Source organism: Paenibacillus sp. P5_B5 (assembly GCF_056400365.1).
The window spans coordinates 294,940-311,334 of sequence record NZ_JBFULK010000003.1; the positions used below are offsets into that span (position 1 = coordinate 294,940).

Consider the following 16,395-nt stretch of genomic DNA (forward strand, 5'->3'; position numbering starts at 1 on the left):
TCAGGCGGTTTAATTGTCTATCGTTATATGATGCGGAGTCGAAAATTTAAAAAACGGATCCTCATTTTCTATGATTTGATTCATAATAGTGTGTTTCAAAATGATAATCGAGAGCGGAGGAACGGAAATTGTAATGTGATAAGGTTGCTTATGTAAGGGAATGGATTTGGCTTGACGTTTACCCGCATTTCGTTTGCCCGATCCGCCATAGTGCTGATGGTCGCTATTAAACACTTCCTTGTAGGTTCCTTTGGCAGGCACGCCAACTCTATATTCTGGATAGTAAGTGGGGGTGAAATTACAGAGTACGATTAGTCGTTCTTTATCAGCAAGAGAGTTGCGAGTGAAAATAATAATACTTTGATCACTATTATCCGCATCAATCCAAGTAAACCCTTGATGCTCATGATCAAGCTCCCAAAGTGCAGTTTCCTCTAAATAAAAATGATTGAGCTCCTGCACATAGTTATGCATTTTTTTGTGCATATCAAAGTCGAGCAACTCCCAATCAATATCCTCTAAATCCTTCCATTCATCGAACTGACCGAATTCGCCACCCATAAATAGAAGCTTCTTGCCGGGATGAGTGATCATATAACCTAACAGTACCCGAAGATTAGCGAACTTCTGCCAGTAATCGCCTGGCATTCGATTTAAGAGTGACCGTTTACCGTGCACAACCTCATCATGTGAGAGGGGAAGGACGAAATTTTCCGAGAAAGCATACAGGAATGAGAATGTAATTTTCTGATGATGCCACTTCCGATTGCTCGGATCAATGGCCATATAGCGAAGCATATCGTTCATCCAGCCCATATTCCACTTGTAATTAAAGCCTAGTCCACCTAGATAGGTAGGGGATGTGGTTAGAGGAAAGTCCGTCGATTCTTCAGCCATCATAAGGGCATGAGGAAAGTGGCTAAACACAGCTTCATTTAGCTTCTTCAAGAAAGCGATGGCTTCTAAGTTTTCACGACCTCCCAGCACATTGGGTGACCATTCTCCGTCTTTTTTGCCGAAATCTAGGTACAGCATACTAGCGACAGCATCTACACGAATGCCATCTATGTGAAATTGCTCCATCCAGAAAATAATGTTTGAGATAAGGAAGCTTTGCACTTCAGTCTTACCAAAATCAAAGCTGAGTGTACCCCAGTCCCGTTTCTCAGCTTTCTGAGAATCTTCATATTCGTATAAAGGCATCCCATCAAACTGCCTAAGTCCATGATCATCTTTGCAAAAATGTCCTGGTACCCAGTCGAGTATAACGGCGATTCCTGCTTGGTGACAGCGATCTACCAAGTATTTAAAATCATCAGGAGTGCCATAACGGCTTGTCACCGCATAATATCCCGTGCTTTGATAACCCCATGAACGGTCGTATGGATGTTCGGTAATCGGTAAAATCTCAATATGTGTGTAACCCATCTTCACGACATAATCAACTAGCTGAGTGGCTAGTTCTCTATAGGTATAGAAGGAGCCTTCGGCTGTATGCTTCCATGAACTCAGATGAACCTCATAAATGTTCATTGGTTCTTGGTACACTTGTTTATTCTTATGAGCGGATTGCCAATCCTCATCCTGCCATTCATATTCGTCTAAAGGATAGACGACTGAAGCGGTTAGCGGTCTAAGCTCAGCATAGAAAGCGTATGGATCAGCTTTAATTAAGCTTGTACCTTCTTGGGTTATAATGTGGTATTTATAGATGGCGAGAGAGGTAATGCCGGGTATAAAGGTTACCCAAATACCCTCCTTATTAATATGTTTCATGGGATGCGTAATCGCATCCCATTCATTAAAATTACCAACTACTGATACGCGGTGAGCATGGGGAGCCCAAGTGGCAAAACGAACACCAGTTAAACCATCTACTTCAATTAGATGAGCACCTAACATACGATAGCTGTGATTTAGATTACCTTGATGATATAGATATAGGTCATATTCGCTTAATAAATGATCGGGTGATTGAAGGTTATATGGCTTCATCGGCATCATTTAGGCTTCCTTCCGTCGGAATTGTTAAGAAGAATGGACTCTGTGTACATGAACTGGAACAGGATGAGTATCCCATATTTCCTTTGCATACTCGGTAATCGTCCGATCACTAGCGAATTTACCCGAATGAGCGATATTGATAATACTGTTCTGCAGCCATTCACTTGGATTACGATAGGCAGCGTCAATCCGCTGATGTGCAGTCGCATAGCTATCAAAATCTTTGAGTAGGTAAAATTCATCATTACACCCTAGGATAGAATTGTATATATCCAGGAATTCGGAAGAGGATTGTACGAATGGGCTCGATTGAATGAGTTGATCCATGACTTGCTTAATCCGAGCATCATTGTTATAGGTCTGCTGTGCAGAATACCCGCCAAATTGATTGTAGTGAAGAACTTCTGCAGCACTTAGTCCAAAGATGAACATAGGATCTGAACCAATTAGATTATGCATTTCGACATTGGCACCATCTAATGTAGCAATTGTCAGTGCTCCGTTCATCATAAATTTCATATTGCTTGTTCCAGAAGCCTCTTTACTAGCAGTAGAAATTTGTTCGCTTATATCCGTTGCAGGAATGATCTTCTCCGCAAGGGAAACACCGTAATTTTCCATAAAGACAATTTTAATTTTCTGGCTGACCACGGGATCTCGGTTAATGGTATTCGCTACAACATGGATGAGTTTAATAACCTTCTTGGCTAAATAATAGCTAGGTGCTGCTTTGGCTCCAAAAATAAATGTCCGAGGCACGAGATCGATGTCTGGATTATCCTTGATTCGATTATATAGGTGCATGATATGAAGAACATTCAGTAATTGCCGTTTATACCCATGCATTCGTTTTACAAGTACATCAAATATGGAGTTAGAATCTACTCGGATGTCATGCTTATATTGTATATAAGTGGCTAGCTTCTCTTTATTCCCTTGTTTTATGGCCTCTAATCGTTGCTGGAAAGCCTTGTCATTGCGATATGGTAGGAGCTCAATGAGCTTATGCGGCTGTGCAATCCACCGGTCACCAATGGCTTCGCGTATTAAGCTGGAGAGATCCGGATTCGCATGCATAAGCCATCTGCGATGGGTAATGCCATTCGTTTTATTATTGAAACGTTTAGGAAAAACCTCGTAGAACAGCTTCATTTCCCGCTCCTTCAGGATTTGGGTATGAAGCTCCGCAACCCCATTGATACTATAACTTCCGACAATTGCTAAGTGAGCCATTTTAACTTGACCATCTGCGATGATTGCCATTTGGGCAATACGATTGAACTGACCTGGGTACTTAGTCCATAGAAAACGACAGAACCGCTCATTGATCTCTTCAATAATCATATAGATGCGAGGGAGCAGCTCTTTGACCATTGACACGGGCCATTTCTCAAGCGCTTCGCTTAAAGTAGTATGATTGGTATAGGACACAGTCTGTGTTGTAATATCCCAAGCATTGTCCCAGCTTAAACCCTTATCATCAATTAAGATCCGCATTAATTCAGGAATGAGTAGAGTAGGGTGAGTATCATTGATGTGTATGGCAACTTTACTGGATAACGCTTGATAAGATAATTGACTCTTGTCAAAGGTGCGCAGAATGCTTTGTAGACCCGCCGAGCATAAGAAATATTGCTGCTTAAGTCGAAGTCGTTTACCTTCATATTCCGTATCATTAGGATATAGAAACTCAGAAATGGATTCGACCGTCCGACTATAATTTAAGTACTTGTAATAGTCTTGATCTGCAGCGTTCATCCGCGTTGATTGATCTAAACTAGACTCTGCACTCCACAGTCGTAAGGTGTTAACATTGTGATAATGGTAGCCAATAACAGGTATATCATAGGGAACGGCCCATACATGTTCATAATCTCGATGCTCATAGATCATTCTACCGCTGCGCTCATAGGATTCCACGTATCCGCCGAACTTGATACCTATCTTTTTGTCCGAGCGACGTACTTCCCATACATAATCCTTTTGCAGCCAGTAATCAGGTAACTCAGCTTGGTAGCCATCAATGATTTTTTGTTCGAAAAGCCCATATTTATAACGAATACCACAGCCATGACCTGGATATTGCATAGAGGCTAAGGAATCAAGAAAGCAAGCAGCAAGTCTTCCTAAGCCACCGTTTCCAAGTCCTGCGTCTGTTTCCTGTTCTTCAATATCCTCTAAGCTAAAGCCTAGCTCCTGTAAGCCTTCACGGACAAGATTTAGTGTACCAAGATTTAGTAAATTATTTCCAAGTAAGCGACCTATTAAGAATTCCATTGAGAAATAGTAGACTTGCTTCTCCTGATGTTCTAGATATTCTTTATTTGTATCGACCCAATCTTTACCGATGGATTCACGAATTAGATGTCCCAATACTTGATAAATGTCGAGATTTGATGCCTCTTCAATTGGCTTTCCCAGCTTATTCACGATATTGTCTACAAAAGCTTGTTTGAATGTTGATTTGCTATTAAACAAGTTGCGCCTCCTACAAATCATGATTCACGAGGGTTGAGAGATAAAGCTCTTTGTAAGCCTTAGCAGATTGCTGCCAGCTGTAGCTCGATTTCTGGATGTTCTGCTTTATCGTATTCCAATTGTTTTTATCATGATACTGGTGGAGAGCATAGTGGATAGTATGTAATAAATCATGGGCATTAAAGTTCGTAAATGTAAATCCATTTCCTTCACGTGTATACTCATTAAAGGATTTGATCGTGTCCTTCAATCCGCCAGTTTCGCGCACGATGGGTGCTGATCCATACCTGAGTGCAATTAATTGCCCTATACCACAAGGCTCAAATCTGGATGGCATCAGAAACAAATCGCTGCTGGCATAAATTTGGTGGCTAAGTCCCTCATTAAAGGTAATGAGAGCCGATATTTTATCAGGATACTTATGGGCTGCTTCTCGGAATAATTGTTCATATTTATATTCGCCAGTTCCTAGAATGATAAGCTGCATATCAAGAGTCACTATTTCATCTAGAATATGTGCTACAAGATCGAATCCTTTTTGCTCAACGAGGCGGGAGACGATAGCGATCATCGGAATTTGGGCATTCACAGGCAAGTGTAGCATTTCTTGCATCTTCACTTTATTAGCCTGCTTCTTGCTTTCGGAATGACTATAGTTGACGACGAGATGGCGGTCCGTTAACGGATTATAATTCTCAATATCAATTCCATTGATAATGCCATAAAGGTCAGCGCTACGCTTACGAAGTAAACCGTCTAAGTGTTCACCATAATAGGCAGTTTGTATTTCTTCCGCATAAGAGGGACTAACCGTTGTTATCCGATCCGCATATTGTAAGGCTGCCTTCATGAAATTCACTTGTCCGAAATACTCCATTTTATCTACAGCTAAATATTCAGAGCCGAGTCCCAAAAGATCTCCTAGAATATTGGGGGGATAAATGCCTTGATACATGAGATTATGGATGGTGAAGATCGATCGCATATTCTGATAAAAGGGCTGAAATCGATAAAAATCTTGTAAATACAAACTAATAAGTCCAGCATGCCAATCGTTAGCGTGAAGAATATCGGGTTGAAAGTCGAGATAAGGCAGTAGTTCCATGACCGCACGATTAAAGAATGCAAATCGTTCCGCATCGTCTCCATGCCCATATAGACTGGATCTTTTGAAATAATATTCATTGTCTATGAAATAGTATGTGATGTGATCATGCTTAAGCTGCCACAATCCACAATACTGATTCCGCCAACCTAAAGTTATATTTAGAACTGTGATGAGCTTCATCTGTTCCTTATAATTCGTAGGTATATCCACGTACTTGGGTAACATCACTCGAACTTCGACGTTCTCTTTCTCCAAAGCTTGGGGAAGGGCGCCAATCACATCTGCTAATCCGCCCGTTTTGATAAAAGGGGTACATTCTGTTGCTATGAATAGTACTTTCATAGAACATGTCTTTTGGCGATCATGAATGGCTTCTTAACATCACCAATCAGCATGCGGTTAGACGTAATATGTACCTCTTTATCCATAATGACATTTTCAAGTAGGGTGTTAGAGTCAATCTCACATTTTTGCATGATAATTGCATTCTTTATAATGGCTCCCTTATGCACTTTAACCCCGCGAAATAGAATACTATTCTCCACAATTCCTTCAATAACACACCCATTAGAAATGAGAGAGTTACTGACCTGCGCATGACCCAGATATCTAGCAGGTGGTTCGTATTTGATCTTGGTGTGGATCATTTTGGGCTTGAATAGCTGCTGATAGTTCTCTTGATTTAATAAATCGAGGCTAGTGCGGTAGTAGCTTTGGACGGAATTGATGATTGCATGGTAACCCGTATATTCATAAGCTGCGATCTTGAGGTTTTGTTTATTACGCTGAATGGCATCCCGAAAAAAGAAGCTCTGACCATGCGCGATGCAGCGCTGAACTAACTCGATAAATAAGCTCTTCTCTATAATGAACGTCTCCATATACACATTCGGATGATTAAGCTCATGATGGATATTGTGAACTTGCCCTGTTTCTTCATCGATTTCAAGTCGAATACAGGAAGCATGCTGCTCCTCTAGCTGGGGTACCTTGGTGTACACGAGGGTTACATCTGCTCCTTGCTGCTGATGATAACGAAATACATCTTGAAAATCGATTGTACAAATATGTTGACTACCTGTATGTACAATGTAATTAGCGGAGCCTCGGTGGAAGAAATCCATGTTATTGTGAAAATGTTGTAAATCGCCACGCGAAGTATCTGTTGGGTCATGCCAATCTGGCGGTAATACGAATAATCCACCACGTTTATGTGCGAGATCCCAAGGCTTACCTTCTCCTAAATGATCTAACAAGGAACGATACTTACGTCTTACGAAGAGAGCAATGTCATTAATTTGAGCATGAACCATGTTTGATAGCACAAAATCAATTAAACGGTATCGTCCAGCGAATGGCACTGCTGCACCACAGCGGAAGTAAGTCAATTCATTTAATTGATCGAGCTCATGGTCTAGATTAATAATTCCCATAAGTTGTTGCATGGCGATCACCTTTTCTTTATCATCTCTATTTCATTGCTAATAAGGGATATTTCATTCGATCCTGATTGATCGGGATGAATAATGGTGTCATCTTCAATGACGACTTTCTCACTAATGATGGCTTTGTGTATGCGTACATTACGTCCGATTTTGACCTTGGGCATTAGGATGGATTCCGTAATGACACTTCCTTCACCAATTTCTACCCCGTAGAACAGCACGGATTGATTGACTTCACCATAAATAGAACAGCCTTCATTGATAATTGAATTCGTAACGGAAGCACTAGAACCCATATAATGTGGCGCTTGATTGGGGTTACGTGTGTAAATACGCCATTTGGGATCATTCAAATTAAGAGGAGGGTCGTCAGATAATAAGTCCATATTAGCCTGCCATAGACTTTCAATCGTTCCTACATCTTTCCAATATCCATTAAAGGCATAGGCGAAAACGCTCAGCTCATCATCAACCATCATCGGGATAATATTCTTACCAAAATCTTTGGCTGAAGCGGGATTCTGCTGATCTTGCAATAAATATTGCTTGAGAACCTTCCATTTAAATAGGTAAACGCCCATAGAAGCCAAGTTATTCTTAGGGTTTGCAGGTTTTTCTTCAAATTCGTATATTCGTAAATCTTCATCCGTATTCATAATGCCAAACCGACTCGCTTCATGAAGGGGAACTTCAATGACAGAGATTGTACAGTCTGCATCCTTGTCTTTATGAGCCTGAAGCATATCCGCATAGTCCATTTTGTAGATATGATCCCCTGAAAGAATAAGGACATGATCAGGATCAAATTGTTCGATGAAGGTCATATTCCGATAGATGGCATCGGCTGTTCCATGGTACCAATTACTTCCATCTTGTTTCTCGTGAGGGGGCAATACATAAATTCCTCCAGTTTTGCGGTCTAAACCCCAATCACTTCCAATACCAATATAAGAGTGTAAGACGAGTGGTTCATATTGAGTCAGCACACCAACTGTATCTATGCCAGAATTTGAACAATTACTGAGAGTAAAATCAATAATTCGATAATTCCCTCCAAAGTAGACAGCTGGCTTAGCCACTTTCTTCGTTAACGACTTCAATCTTGTACCTTGACCACCTGCTAACAGCATAGCGACAATTTCTTTTTTCTTCATACGTTTGTCCCCCGAGGTTATTGAAATAGAATTCTTGTTCGAGTAAATACGGAAAGCAAAAAAGAATCTTACAAGTGATACGGCAACACCGCCTTGTAAAATTTTTCTAAAATTGTGTTACTATTTAGCCTATGAGTGTATTGGTAGTAGCATGCATACAAGTTATAATAAAATGAAATTTCAGATAACAGGGAGGGCTTATGATGAAGCTATATGTTTCTGATTTGGATGGAACACTATTACATAACAATGGGAGATTATCTGAATTTAGCCAACATAATTTGAATCAACTATTAGCGAGTGGTATGCACTTCACAGTAGCAAGTGCACGTAGTGTAGTTGCGATGCAACGTATATTAGGGGATGTTGATTTTCGTTTACCTATTGTTGAATTCAATGGGGCTTTTGTAACGGACTATCATACGGGACAGCATCAAATCATTAATGCAATTGCTCCCTCACTTGTCGTTGAACTGTTCTTACTACTGGATCGGCATCATGCCGGTTATTTCGTTTCTAGTTATAATGGTCAGGATGATTGTTTATATTACTCTGAAGTTCTGAATGAAGGCATGAATTGGTACTATCAAGATCGACTTCAAGCTGGAGATAAGCGATTAACCTATCGTCACAATCTCAGAAGAACAATAGGTGAGGAAATCGTCTGTTTTACGATTATAGATACCAAGGAGGCTCTTCAAGATATTTATGATGAGCTGCACCAAAGATACGCTGGTGAAGTGGAGATCTATTTCTATGAAAGCTATTATACGAAGGGCTGGTACTGGCTCACAATTCATCATAAGAAGGCTACTAAAGATCAAGCAATCGAACAAATTATGGACCAATTTGGTTATAAGGTAGATGATTTAACTGTGTTTGGTGATGAAATGAATGATTATAAGCTATTCACTATGGCTGCGCGTTCCATTGCGGTTGCCAATGCAGTCGAAGGATTAAAGGCTGTTGCCACACATGTGATTGGTTCGAATGAGGAAGATAGTGTAGTGAAGTTTTTGCTACGAGAGCAATAAGAGTAAGCAGTTTCACATAACAAACGTTCGTAAAGTTACAAATAATTAGGGGGATTTACGTGGGAAAGTTATTTTCAGAAATACTTCCAGTGCATGAAGAGTTTATCAAGAAGCAAAAAATATTTTTTGTCGGCTCAGCTCCACTAGATGTGGAAGGTCATGTTAACATTTCACCCAAAGGTCATGATGTACTGCGTATACTATCATCTACAGAAGTGGCTTATTTAGACTTAACAGGCAGTGGTAATGAAACAAGTGCTCACATGGATGAGAATGGCAGAATCACTATTCTGTTTATGGCCTATGAAGGCTCACCTATGATACTTCGTTTATATGGCAAAGGTGAAGTGATCCTATCTGGAACTCCAAGATGGGAAGAATTAATTGGTCATTTTGACCTGATTCCAGGTGCACGTCAAATCATTTATGCCAAGTTACATGCAGTCAAAACATCTTGTGGTTTCAGTGTTCCATTCTATCAATACGAAGGCGAACGGGATACGCTCAAGCAGTGGGCTGTTAAGAAGGGTGAGGAGGGACTCAAAACCTATCATCAAGAAAAAAATACGATTAGCATGGATGGCTTGTTGACGCCAATTGGTCGAGCAATCGGTGAAGAACAAGAAGAAGCAAAGTAAACAGCCAAGTAATCCGAAACATAATCGTTCATCCGAACGTTTACTTTGTATAGATGGATGTATACAAAGGAGGCGGGGGTATGTTTGCCATAGGATGGTTGAAACGAAACATAAGTATTGTTATTGTCCTGGTATTGATATTCAGTGTGGTGATGTTAATGAAGCCGGCTAGTCCAGCTTATGCATGCTCATGTGCAGCGATAACTTCCGTAGAGGAGAATTTTGCGAAGAAGGATGCTGTATTTGCTGGCAAAGTAGTAAATATCAAAAATTCTAATTTTTCGATTTTTAAATCTAGTGCTGATCCAGTAGAAGTGACATTCGTGGTGTCGGAGATTTGGAAAGGCCCTGCAACGAAGAAAGTCACCCTAACAACTGCCGAAAGCTCAGCTAGCTGTGGATATGAATTCAATATAAATGATGAGTATTTGGTATATGCATACGAAAACGAAGGGAAATCGCTTGAATCGGGACTTTGTTCAGGAACAGTGCTACTGTCTCAGGCATCTGCAGATCTAAGTTATCTGGGAGCGGGTAAGGAGCCGGTGGATAATTTTTCCTTATTAGAACCTAGTTCTACGAATAGCTCTATCCTGCTATTTATTGCATTGTTTGCTTTATGTCTAGTAGCTGGATGGCTATGGCTACGAGCAATTAGAAAACGCTGAGCATACCATTCTCTTATCGTGAATACATCTACATTAGGCATGTAGTCTGATTTGCAGCCTAGCACAGCAGACGATTCGGAGGGAATAGTGAGTGAATTCAATTCCAATATTAGATTTAAAACCAGAGATTGATGAATTATGGGATGAGCTGCAAGTAGCGATTGGGCAGGTTCTACGGTCTGGCCACTTCATTATGGGACCTCATGTGACGGCATTTGAACAAGAAGCGGCTGCCTACTTGGGCGTAAAGCATGCAATAGCTGTTAATTCAGGGACAGATGCACTTGTTATCGGTTTGAGGGCTGCTGGAATTGGAGATGGAGATGAGGTTATAACGACTTCATTTACTTTTTTTGCAACTGCAGAGGCGATTAGTCTTGTGGGTGCGACTCCCGTATTTGTTGATATCGATCCGCAAACCTTGAATTTGGATCATCATGCGATTGAACAAGTAATCACTCCTAGAACAAAAGCAGTTATTCCGGTGCATTTATTCGGTCAGTCGGTACATATGAAGCCACTTCTTGATCTATGCTCTTATCATAATCTGATTGTTATTGAAGATGTCGCACAAGCATTTGGCGGTGAGTATAGAGGAAAGAAGCTAGGTTCCTTTGGTGAAATTGGCTGCTATTCATTCTTTCCAACTAAAAATCTCGGAGCTTATGGCGATGGGGGCTTAATAACAACCGCTAGTGATACGATGGCAGAAACAGCCCGTATGCTTAGAGTTCATGGCTCTCGTAAGAGATACCATAATGAATTAATTGGCTATAATTCGAGGTTAGATGAATTGCAAGCGGCTATTTTAAGACTGAAGCTTCCTTGTCTTGATCAATGGAATCGGATGAGACATGCGGTGGCTCTTCACTATAATGAATTATTACGTGATGTGAAGGGAATCGTACTACCTTTTGAAGCCTCTTATGGTAAGCATGTCTATCATCAATACACGATTCGTGTACAAGAGGGGAAGCGCGATCTTGTTCATGAGATGCTTGCAGAACAAAATATAACTTCAATGATCTGTTATCCCGTCCCTGTATACCAGTTTCCAATGTATAAACACATGGAATTGCATTTGCAGCATACGGAAGAGGCAGCGAAAGAAGTATTATCGCTACCCATTTGGCCTCAAATTGAATATGAAAAGCAAGTAAGAGTTACTGAAACTATTAAACAAGCACTAGAATAAAAGGTGAAGGAAACTAGGTATTTGGCGGTTCCTTCCGTCCTATAAGGTCGGCGAAGCCGTTTCTTCTTGTTATCTAAGCATGTTTTGTTTCAGATAATTTGAATTCCATATGTTCATGTGAGGATAGAACGATATTTGTCGATGGGGTTCCGAATACCATCGATTCATCGATAAATTGTTCTAAGGTGTGTACTGATTCGGTGCATACCTTTGCAATATAGCTGATTTGACCGGCAACACGATAGCATTCGAGTACATCTGGATGACTTTGGCAGAATGCATATAGTTCTTTGCATTTTGTAGTCTCGAACAACACAATTGCAGTAATGGATTTGTTTAATTTGTCGCGATCAATGACGGCCCTATATCCTGTAATGATTCCGTTTTCTTCAAGCTTTCTAACTCGTTCAATCGTTGCAGGGGAGGATAAGAATACTTTATTCGCGAGATCCTTCATTGATATTTTGGCATTTAGCTGTAGTTCATGAATGATTTGACGATCGATATGATCCACTCTAACACCTACCTTCAATAATTATTTATTATTGAATAAATACCTGATTAAGTAAAGAAATTTTGATGAATAAGCTTATCTTATGTATCCCAATCTCCATTTAAGTTTACTATAATCTTCTACAAGGAGATGGTAAAATGAAAAAAGTACTGTTATTGTTAGCAAATGGATTTGAAGCTGTTGAAGCAAGTGTATTTACAGACGTCCTTGGATGGAATAAGTTCGAAGGGGATGGCACGACGGAAGTCGTGACAGCTGGGTTGCATCCGAAGTTATCCTGTACATGGAATTTTACTGTAATCCCAGAGAAGCTTGTATCGGAGCTTGATTTGGATGAATTTGATGCACTTGCAATTCCGGGAGGCTTTGAAGAAACAGGGTTCTATCAAGATGCATATGACGATAAATTCTTGGATGTCATAAGGCATTTTCATGAGGGACATAAACCAATTGCGAGCATCTGTGTGGCGGCACTAGCTCTAGGACGAGCTGGTATTCTAGTTGATCGCCAAGCAACTACATACAATCACCCGACCAGTATACGAAGAGGTCAGCTTAAAGAGTATGGTGCTCTTGTTCAAGATCAGCTTATCGTCGTAGAGGATCATATCATTACATCAGCTAATCCGAGTACAGGATTCGAGGTTGCTTTTATTCTATTAGCGAAACTAACTTCAGAATCTAACACGAATCGAGTCAAAGAACTGATGGGATTTATATAGGATAATAAAAATATGATAAGTAAAAGAGGAAAAGAAATGGTGAAGCTTAATAGAATGAATAGAGATGAATATGATCGTTTCTTATCCCGATCTGTATTGGATTATGCGGCGGACAAAGTCATGAATGGCGCATGGAGAGAAGAAGAAGCCACACGATTGTCGGAAGAATCATTCCAGCGCTTATTGCCGGAAGGACTAGAGACAAAGGGAGCCTATCTTTATTCCATATGTGACTCAGAGCAATCCGTAGGGTATGTCTGGATACAAATTTCGGAACACCCTTATGGAAAATCGGCATTCCTATACGATATATTAATTTATGAGGCTTTCCAGAGTCAGGGATATGGCAAACAAACGATGGCCGCATTGGACGTTGTTGCGAGAGAACTCGGAGCGGATAAAATATCGTTACACGTGTTTGGTAACAATCCCAAAGCTCTGAAATTATATGAAAAATCAGGTTACATGATTACGGATTATAATATGAGCAAGTCATTGAACTAACTACAAGTGAAAGATGGCAGAAAAGGACCTGTTGAAGGTCCTTTTGGTCTGTTATTCGCATCCAATCTAAGTGTAGAAACCAAAATGCAACTTGACATACTAGTAAATATAGGGATATTATATACCCGTTAACTCTTTAATTGAGGTGAAACCATGAAGTTTACAAAGGCAACAAATTATGCACTGCACACCATGCTTATGCTCATTGAATCTTCGCCTGTTAAGCTGGTAGGCGTCCAGCAATTGGCGGAATCGCAAGGTGTTTCACCAACCTATCTATCCAAAATATTAACGCGGCTTGTGAAGGCAGGGATGATCGAATCGGTTTCCGGAGCCAACGGAGGATACAGGCTATCTCGCAACATAGACGACATTACATTTTTGGATATTATCCATGCTATTGAGGGTACGGCTTCGTTATTTGAATGTAATTTTGTCCACGGTGATGAATGTACGATTCAATCCGTCATGAAGATAGCTGAAGAGAAGATGGAGCAGCATCTCAAAAATACGAAGTTAGTGGACCTGAAAAAAGCAACGCAAGTTTAAGGTGAGCCAATATATATAAATAAGAAGAGTAGGGTTCACTACGTATAAAAAGCGATTTTTTTTCGCTTTATCATAGATATAATTAGTCTTTGATATCTGACTTAAAGGAGATGAGCTTCATGATTTACGATTGTGCCATTATTGGTGGTGGACCCTCTGGGTTGAATGCAGCCCTAGTGCTTAGCAGGGCAAGACGGAGTGTAGCATTGTTTGACAACAATCAGCCCAGAAATGCTGTTACGCATGCATCCTATGGTCAAACTGATCTTGGCGACTGGTGTAAAGGAGACGATAATACAATAACAACAGGCTGCCGATCACATTGGTAGCCTGTTTAGGTAGGGGGCAGGAATCACGAATTATTTATATGAATAAGGATTTCATAACTAACTATCATACTATATAATAGAGTTGGATAAAAATCCCATCATATCTTAGGGAGGCAATGACTTGGATATTGCACAAGTGAAGCTAATTACGAATGATAATCGTAAGGTATATCCTCAAGTTTACGCAGTGAAACCAGGCCCTGTACATATTCAACAGATTCCTAATTTGCAATATGTTTCTCAGGAAATGAACACAGCATTCCATATGAATTGGGCAGGCCGCCCAGAACCTTTAGATGAACAGTGGATCGTATGTAAAATTGTGAATCAGTTAAAGCAGACTGCAAAGAAGACATTGGGATACAAATTTAAGCTGATGCCACCCGAAATCATCTGGCACGAATTAAAAGAGGATCAGAAATACTCTGTTACTCAAATGATGCAGATCCCAGATTGTATTACTGTGGAAATGTATGAAGAGGCGAAATACCGTGTGGCAAAGAATCTACGTGGACAAACAATCCCAGAAACTAAGTTTATAGGGAAGGATTCCGTTCTATGTGCACAAAAACTACATGTCGGACATTATGGTGATACTCAGATAACTCTTCAGAAAATCAATAATTACGTTGAGGAGCAAGGGTACCTAGTGAAGGGAAACCGAAGAGAAATATATCTCACACCAGCAATGAGATGTCATCTACCTGAAACATGGAAAACGATCATTAGAGTTGAAATCGAAAAGTTAAGTTAACAGAACATGATAGTTTAATAATGATAGGGCTGCGGACTGGTAGCCCTTTGTTCAAGTGAAGGGTAGTTTAATTCAGTGATGCTTTTACTTACTCATTCTAGTGTTGATGGCAGGATGCAGCTCAACAACAAAATCAATCACAACGTCATATTTGATGATTACTAATAAGGGGATAACAGAAAAGGAATACTGGATAACCACAACTGACCCATTCTCTAAATCAAAACAACAATTTAAAATAACAATTGATGATGAGAATACTTGGAATCTTATTGAAGAAAATCATGAGTATCTGGCGAGTTACGAATACACATCCTTAGAAAAAAAGGTGAACCTGTTAAGTATAAAACATCCGTCAAAATCAAAGTGAGGTTCATGAGGTATTAAGCTAACGGGCAGGATTGCTCAATATATCATGCAACAATAAAATATTTCTATCGTCAATTATAGCGGGGTGATTCAGTATGAAAATACTTAACATGTTAGTTTCGTTATGCTTATGCTTAACCATTTTATCTGGATGCGTTTCCCAACAAACAAAGAATTCTGAGACAACAACAATGTCAACAGCATCATGGGCATATGAATTTGTAGTTTATGATGGTTACATCTATGTAGTTACCTCTGAGAAAGTAACTAACATTGTGAAGGAAATTGGGGAAGTTACCTATTATTCTGACAATGAAGGAACTTACACTGGAAATTTTTCTAATAAATTTCCAGTAGGAACGAAATATTATGATATTCAGAACATTGATATGGAAAAATCAATTGCAATACAGTTGGAAGATGGTAGTTATGTGAGAGCGGACAGCCAAGGGAAATATGGTGCAAAATAATGATGGTAATCATTGATCAAATGTAAGTTGCGTTTCATTGGTCATTAAGCTAACGGGACACGTTACTTAAAAAGGATCGCCTGCTGCCGAGCAGTAAGGCGATCCTTTTTCTTTACTGAAGTAACGGGCAGTTTTCTTTAATAAGTCACGAATCGTCATGGTAAAATTAGCTCCTGAGGATTGTGATATTTGGAGGTCTACAATCATGAGATTAAGTTGTGAATCAATCATGTTACAACTGCCTGATACAGGGTATATTGACGCAAAGTTAAAGGGGATGTCCTACGACCATCAAAAGACCCTGCAGGATTGTGCACTAAATGTCGGGAAGGGAATTACCTTCTCTGCTATGCTTTAAGTAACGAGGGGAGGCGATAATCATGGATATGCTGGCGCAACTGAACAAATCTTTAAGCTATATTGAGGAGAATCTTACTGATCGTGTGGACTATCAGGAGGC

17 protein-coding genes and 1 pseudogene are annotated in these 16,395 nt (G+C 40.0%); 12 read left to right on the forward strand and 6 right to left on the reverse strand.

Translation table 11 applies throughout. From position 1 onward, the window contains the following. Window positions 1-9: 9 nt before the first annotated feature. The 5 genes from glgB to AC1DOK_RS06420 are packed head-to-tail and all read right to left on the reverse strand — an operon-like array spanning window position 10 to window position 8,189. Window positions 10-2,001 (reverse strand): 1,4-alpha-glucan branching protein GlgB, encoded by a 1,992-nt coding sequence (gene glgB / locus AC1DOK_RS06400; protein ID WP_477553409.1) that lies wholly within the window; start codon window positions 1,999-2,001, stop codon window positions 10-12. 27 nt (window positions 2,002-2,028) lie between these two features. Further along, the gene (locus AC1DOK_RS06405) at window positions 2,029-4,482 is read right to left on the reverse strand and encodes a glycogen/starch/alpha-glucan phosphorylase (RefSeq protein WP_477553410.1); all 2,454 of its coding nucleotides are present in this window, start codon (window positions 4,480-4,482) and stop codon (window positions 2,029-2,031) included. Window positions 4,483-4,492: 10 nt separating this feature from the next. Continuing rightward, window positions 4,493-5,932, reverse strand: a complete 1,440-nt coding sequence (gene glgA, locus AC1DOK_RS06410; RefSeq protein ID WP_477553411.1) for a glycogen synthase GlgA — start codon at window positions 5,930-5,932, stop codon at window positions 4,493-4,495. Next, window positions 5,929-7,035, reverse strand: coding sequence for a glucose-1-phosphate adenylyltransferase subunit GlgD (gene glgD, locus AC1DOK_RS06415; RefSeq protein WP_477553412.1), 1,107 nt, complete (start codon window positions 7,033-7,035; stop codon window positions 5,929-5,931). Before glgD ends, glgA begins: the two co-directional genes overlap by 4 nt. 5 nt (window positions 7,036-7,040) lie before the next feature. Next, on the reverse strand, window positions 7,041-8,189 hold the full coding sequence (locus AC1DOK_RS06420; RefSeq protein ID WP_477553413.1) for a glucose-1-phosphate adenylyltransferase: 1,149 nt from the start codon (window positions 8,187-8,189) through the stop codon (window positions 7,041-7,043). Window positions 8,190-8,392: 203 nt separating this feature from the next. On the opposite strand from AC1DOK_RS06420, the gene AC1DOK_RS06425 reads away from it, so the two are divergent. The 4 genes from AC1DOK_RS06425 to AC1DOK_RS06440 all read left to right on the forward strand — a co-directional run bounded on the left by AC1DOK_RS06425 (window position 8,393) and on the right by AC1DOK_RS06440 (window position 11,724). Beyond that, on the forward strand, window positions 8,393-9,223 hold the full coding sequence (locus AC1DOK_RS06425) for an HAD family hydrolase (RefSeq protein WP_477553414.1): 831 nt from the start codon (window positions 8,393-8,395) through the stop codon (window positions 9,221-9,223). A 59-nt stretch (window positions 9,224-9,282) separates the two neighbouring features. Continuing rightward, the gene (locus AC1DOK_RS06430) at window positions 9,283-9,861 is read left to right on the forward strand and encodes a pyridoxamine 5'-phosphate oxidase family protein (RefSeq protein WP_477553415.1); all 579 of its coding nucleotides are present in this window, start codon (window positions 9,283-9,285) and stop codon (window positions 9,859-9,861) included. Window positions 9,862-9,941: 80 nt separating this feature from the next. Further along, complete coding sequence (locus AC1DOK_RS06435; RefSeq protein ID WP_477553416.1) at window positions 9,942-10,529, forward strand: hypothetical protein; 588 nt, start codon at window positions 9,942-9,944, stop codon at window positions 10,527-10,529. Window positions 10,530-10,620: 91 nt separating this feature from the next. Further along, complete coding sequence (locus tag AC1DOK_RS06440; RefSeq protein ID WP_477553417.1) at window positions 10,621-11,724, forward strand: DegT/DnrJ/EryC1/StrS family aminotransferase; 1,104 nt, start codon at window positions 10,621-10,623, stop codon at window positions 11,722-11,724. 73 nt (window positions 11,725-11,797) lie between these two features. Here AC1DOK_RS06440 and AC1DOK_RS06445 read toward each other — a convergent pair whose 3' ends face one another. Next, entirely contained in the window at window positions 11,798-12,238 is a 441-nt protein-coding gene (locus AC1DOK_RS06445; protein ID WP_477553418.1) for an Lrp/AsnC family transcriptional regulator, read from the reverse strand. Window positions 12,239-12,375: 137 nt separating this feature from the next. Here AC1DOK_RS06445 and AC1DOK_RS06450 point away from each other — a divergent pair, with 137 nt between their 5' ends. The 8 genes and pseudogenes from AC1DOK_RS06450 (at window position 12,376) to AC1DOK_RS06485 (ending at window position 16,293) form a co-directional block, all read left to right on the forward strand. After that, a complete protein-coding gene (locus AC1DOK_RS06450) occupies window positions 12,376-12,960 on the forward strand; it encodes a DJ-1/PfpI family protein (RefSeq protein WP_477553419.1) in 585 nt (194 codons plus the stop codon). Between the two features lie 12 nt (window positions 12,961-12,972). Next, the gene (locus tag AC1DOK_RS06455) at window positions 12,973-13,464 is read left to right on the forward strand and encodes a GNAT family N-acetyltransferase (protein WP_477553420.1); all 492 of its coding nucleotides are present in this window, start codon (window positions 12,973-12,975) and stop codon (window positions 13,462-13,464) included. Window positions 13,465-13,617: 153 nt separating this feature from the next. Further along, on the forward strand, window positions 13,618-14,013 hold the full coding sequence (locus AC1DOK_RS06460; protein ID WP_477553421.1) for an Rrf2 family transcriptional regulator: 396 nt from the start codon (window positions 13,618-13,620) through the stop codon (window positions 14,011-14,013). Between the two features lie 119 nt (window positions 14,014-14,132). Then, window positions 14,133-14,270: pseudogene (locus AC1DOK_RS06465) on the forward strand (FAD-dependent oxidoreductase); the annotation flags it as partial. Window positions 14,271-14,463: 193 nt separating this feature from the next. Continuing rightward, a complete protein-coding gene (locus AC1DOK_RS06470) occupies window positions 14,464-15,096 on the forward strand; it encodes a hypothetical protein (RefSeq protein ID WP_477553422.1) in 633 nt (210 codons plus the stop codon). 154 nt (window positions 15,097-15,250) lie between these two features. Continuing rightward, window positions 15,251-15,466, forward strand: a complete 216-nt coding sequence (locus AC1DOK_RS06475) for a hypothetical protein (RefSeq protein WP_477553423.1) — start codon at window positions 15,251-15,253, stop codon at window positions 15,464-15,466. Between the two features lie 190 nt (window positions 15,467-15,656). Further along, window positions 15,657-15,935: a hypothetical protein gene (locus AC1DOK_RS06480; protein ID WP_477553424.1), complete on the forward strand. Its 279-nt coding sequence runs from the start codon at window positions 15,657-15,659 to the stop codon at window positions 15,933-15,935. A gap of 205 nt (window positions 15,936-16,140) precedes the next feature. Then, window positions 16,141-16,293 carry a hypothetical protein gene (locus AC1DOK_RS06485; protein WP_477553425.1) on the forward strand — a complete coding sequence of 51 codons (153 nt, stop codon included), beginning with the start codon at window positions 16,141-16,143 and terminating at the stop codon, window positions 16,291-16,293. Window positions 16,294-16,395: the final 102 nt, after the last annotated feature.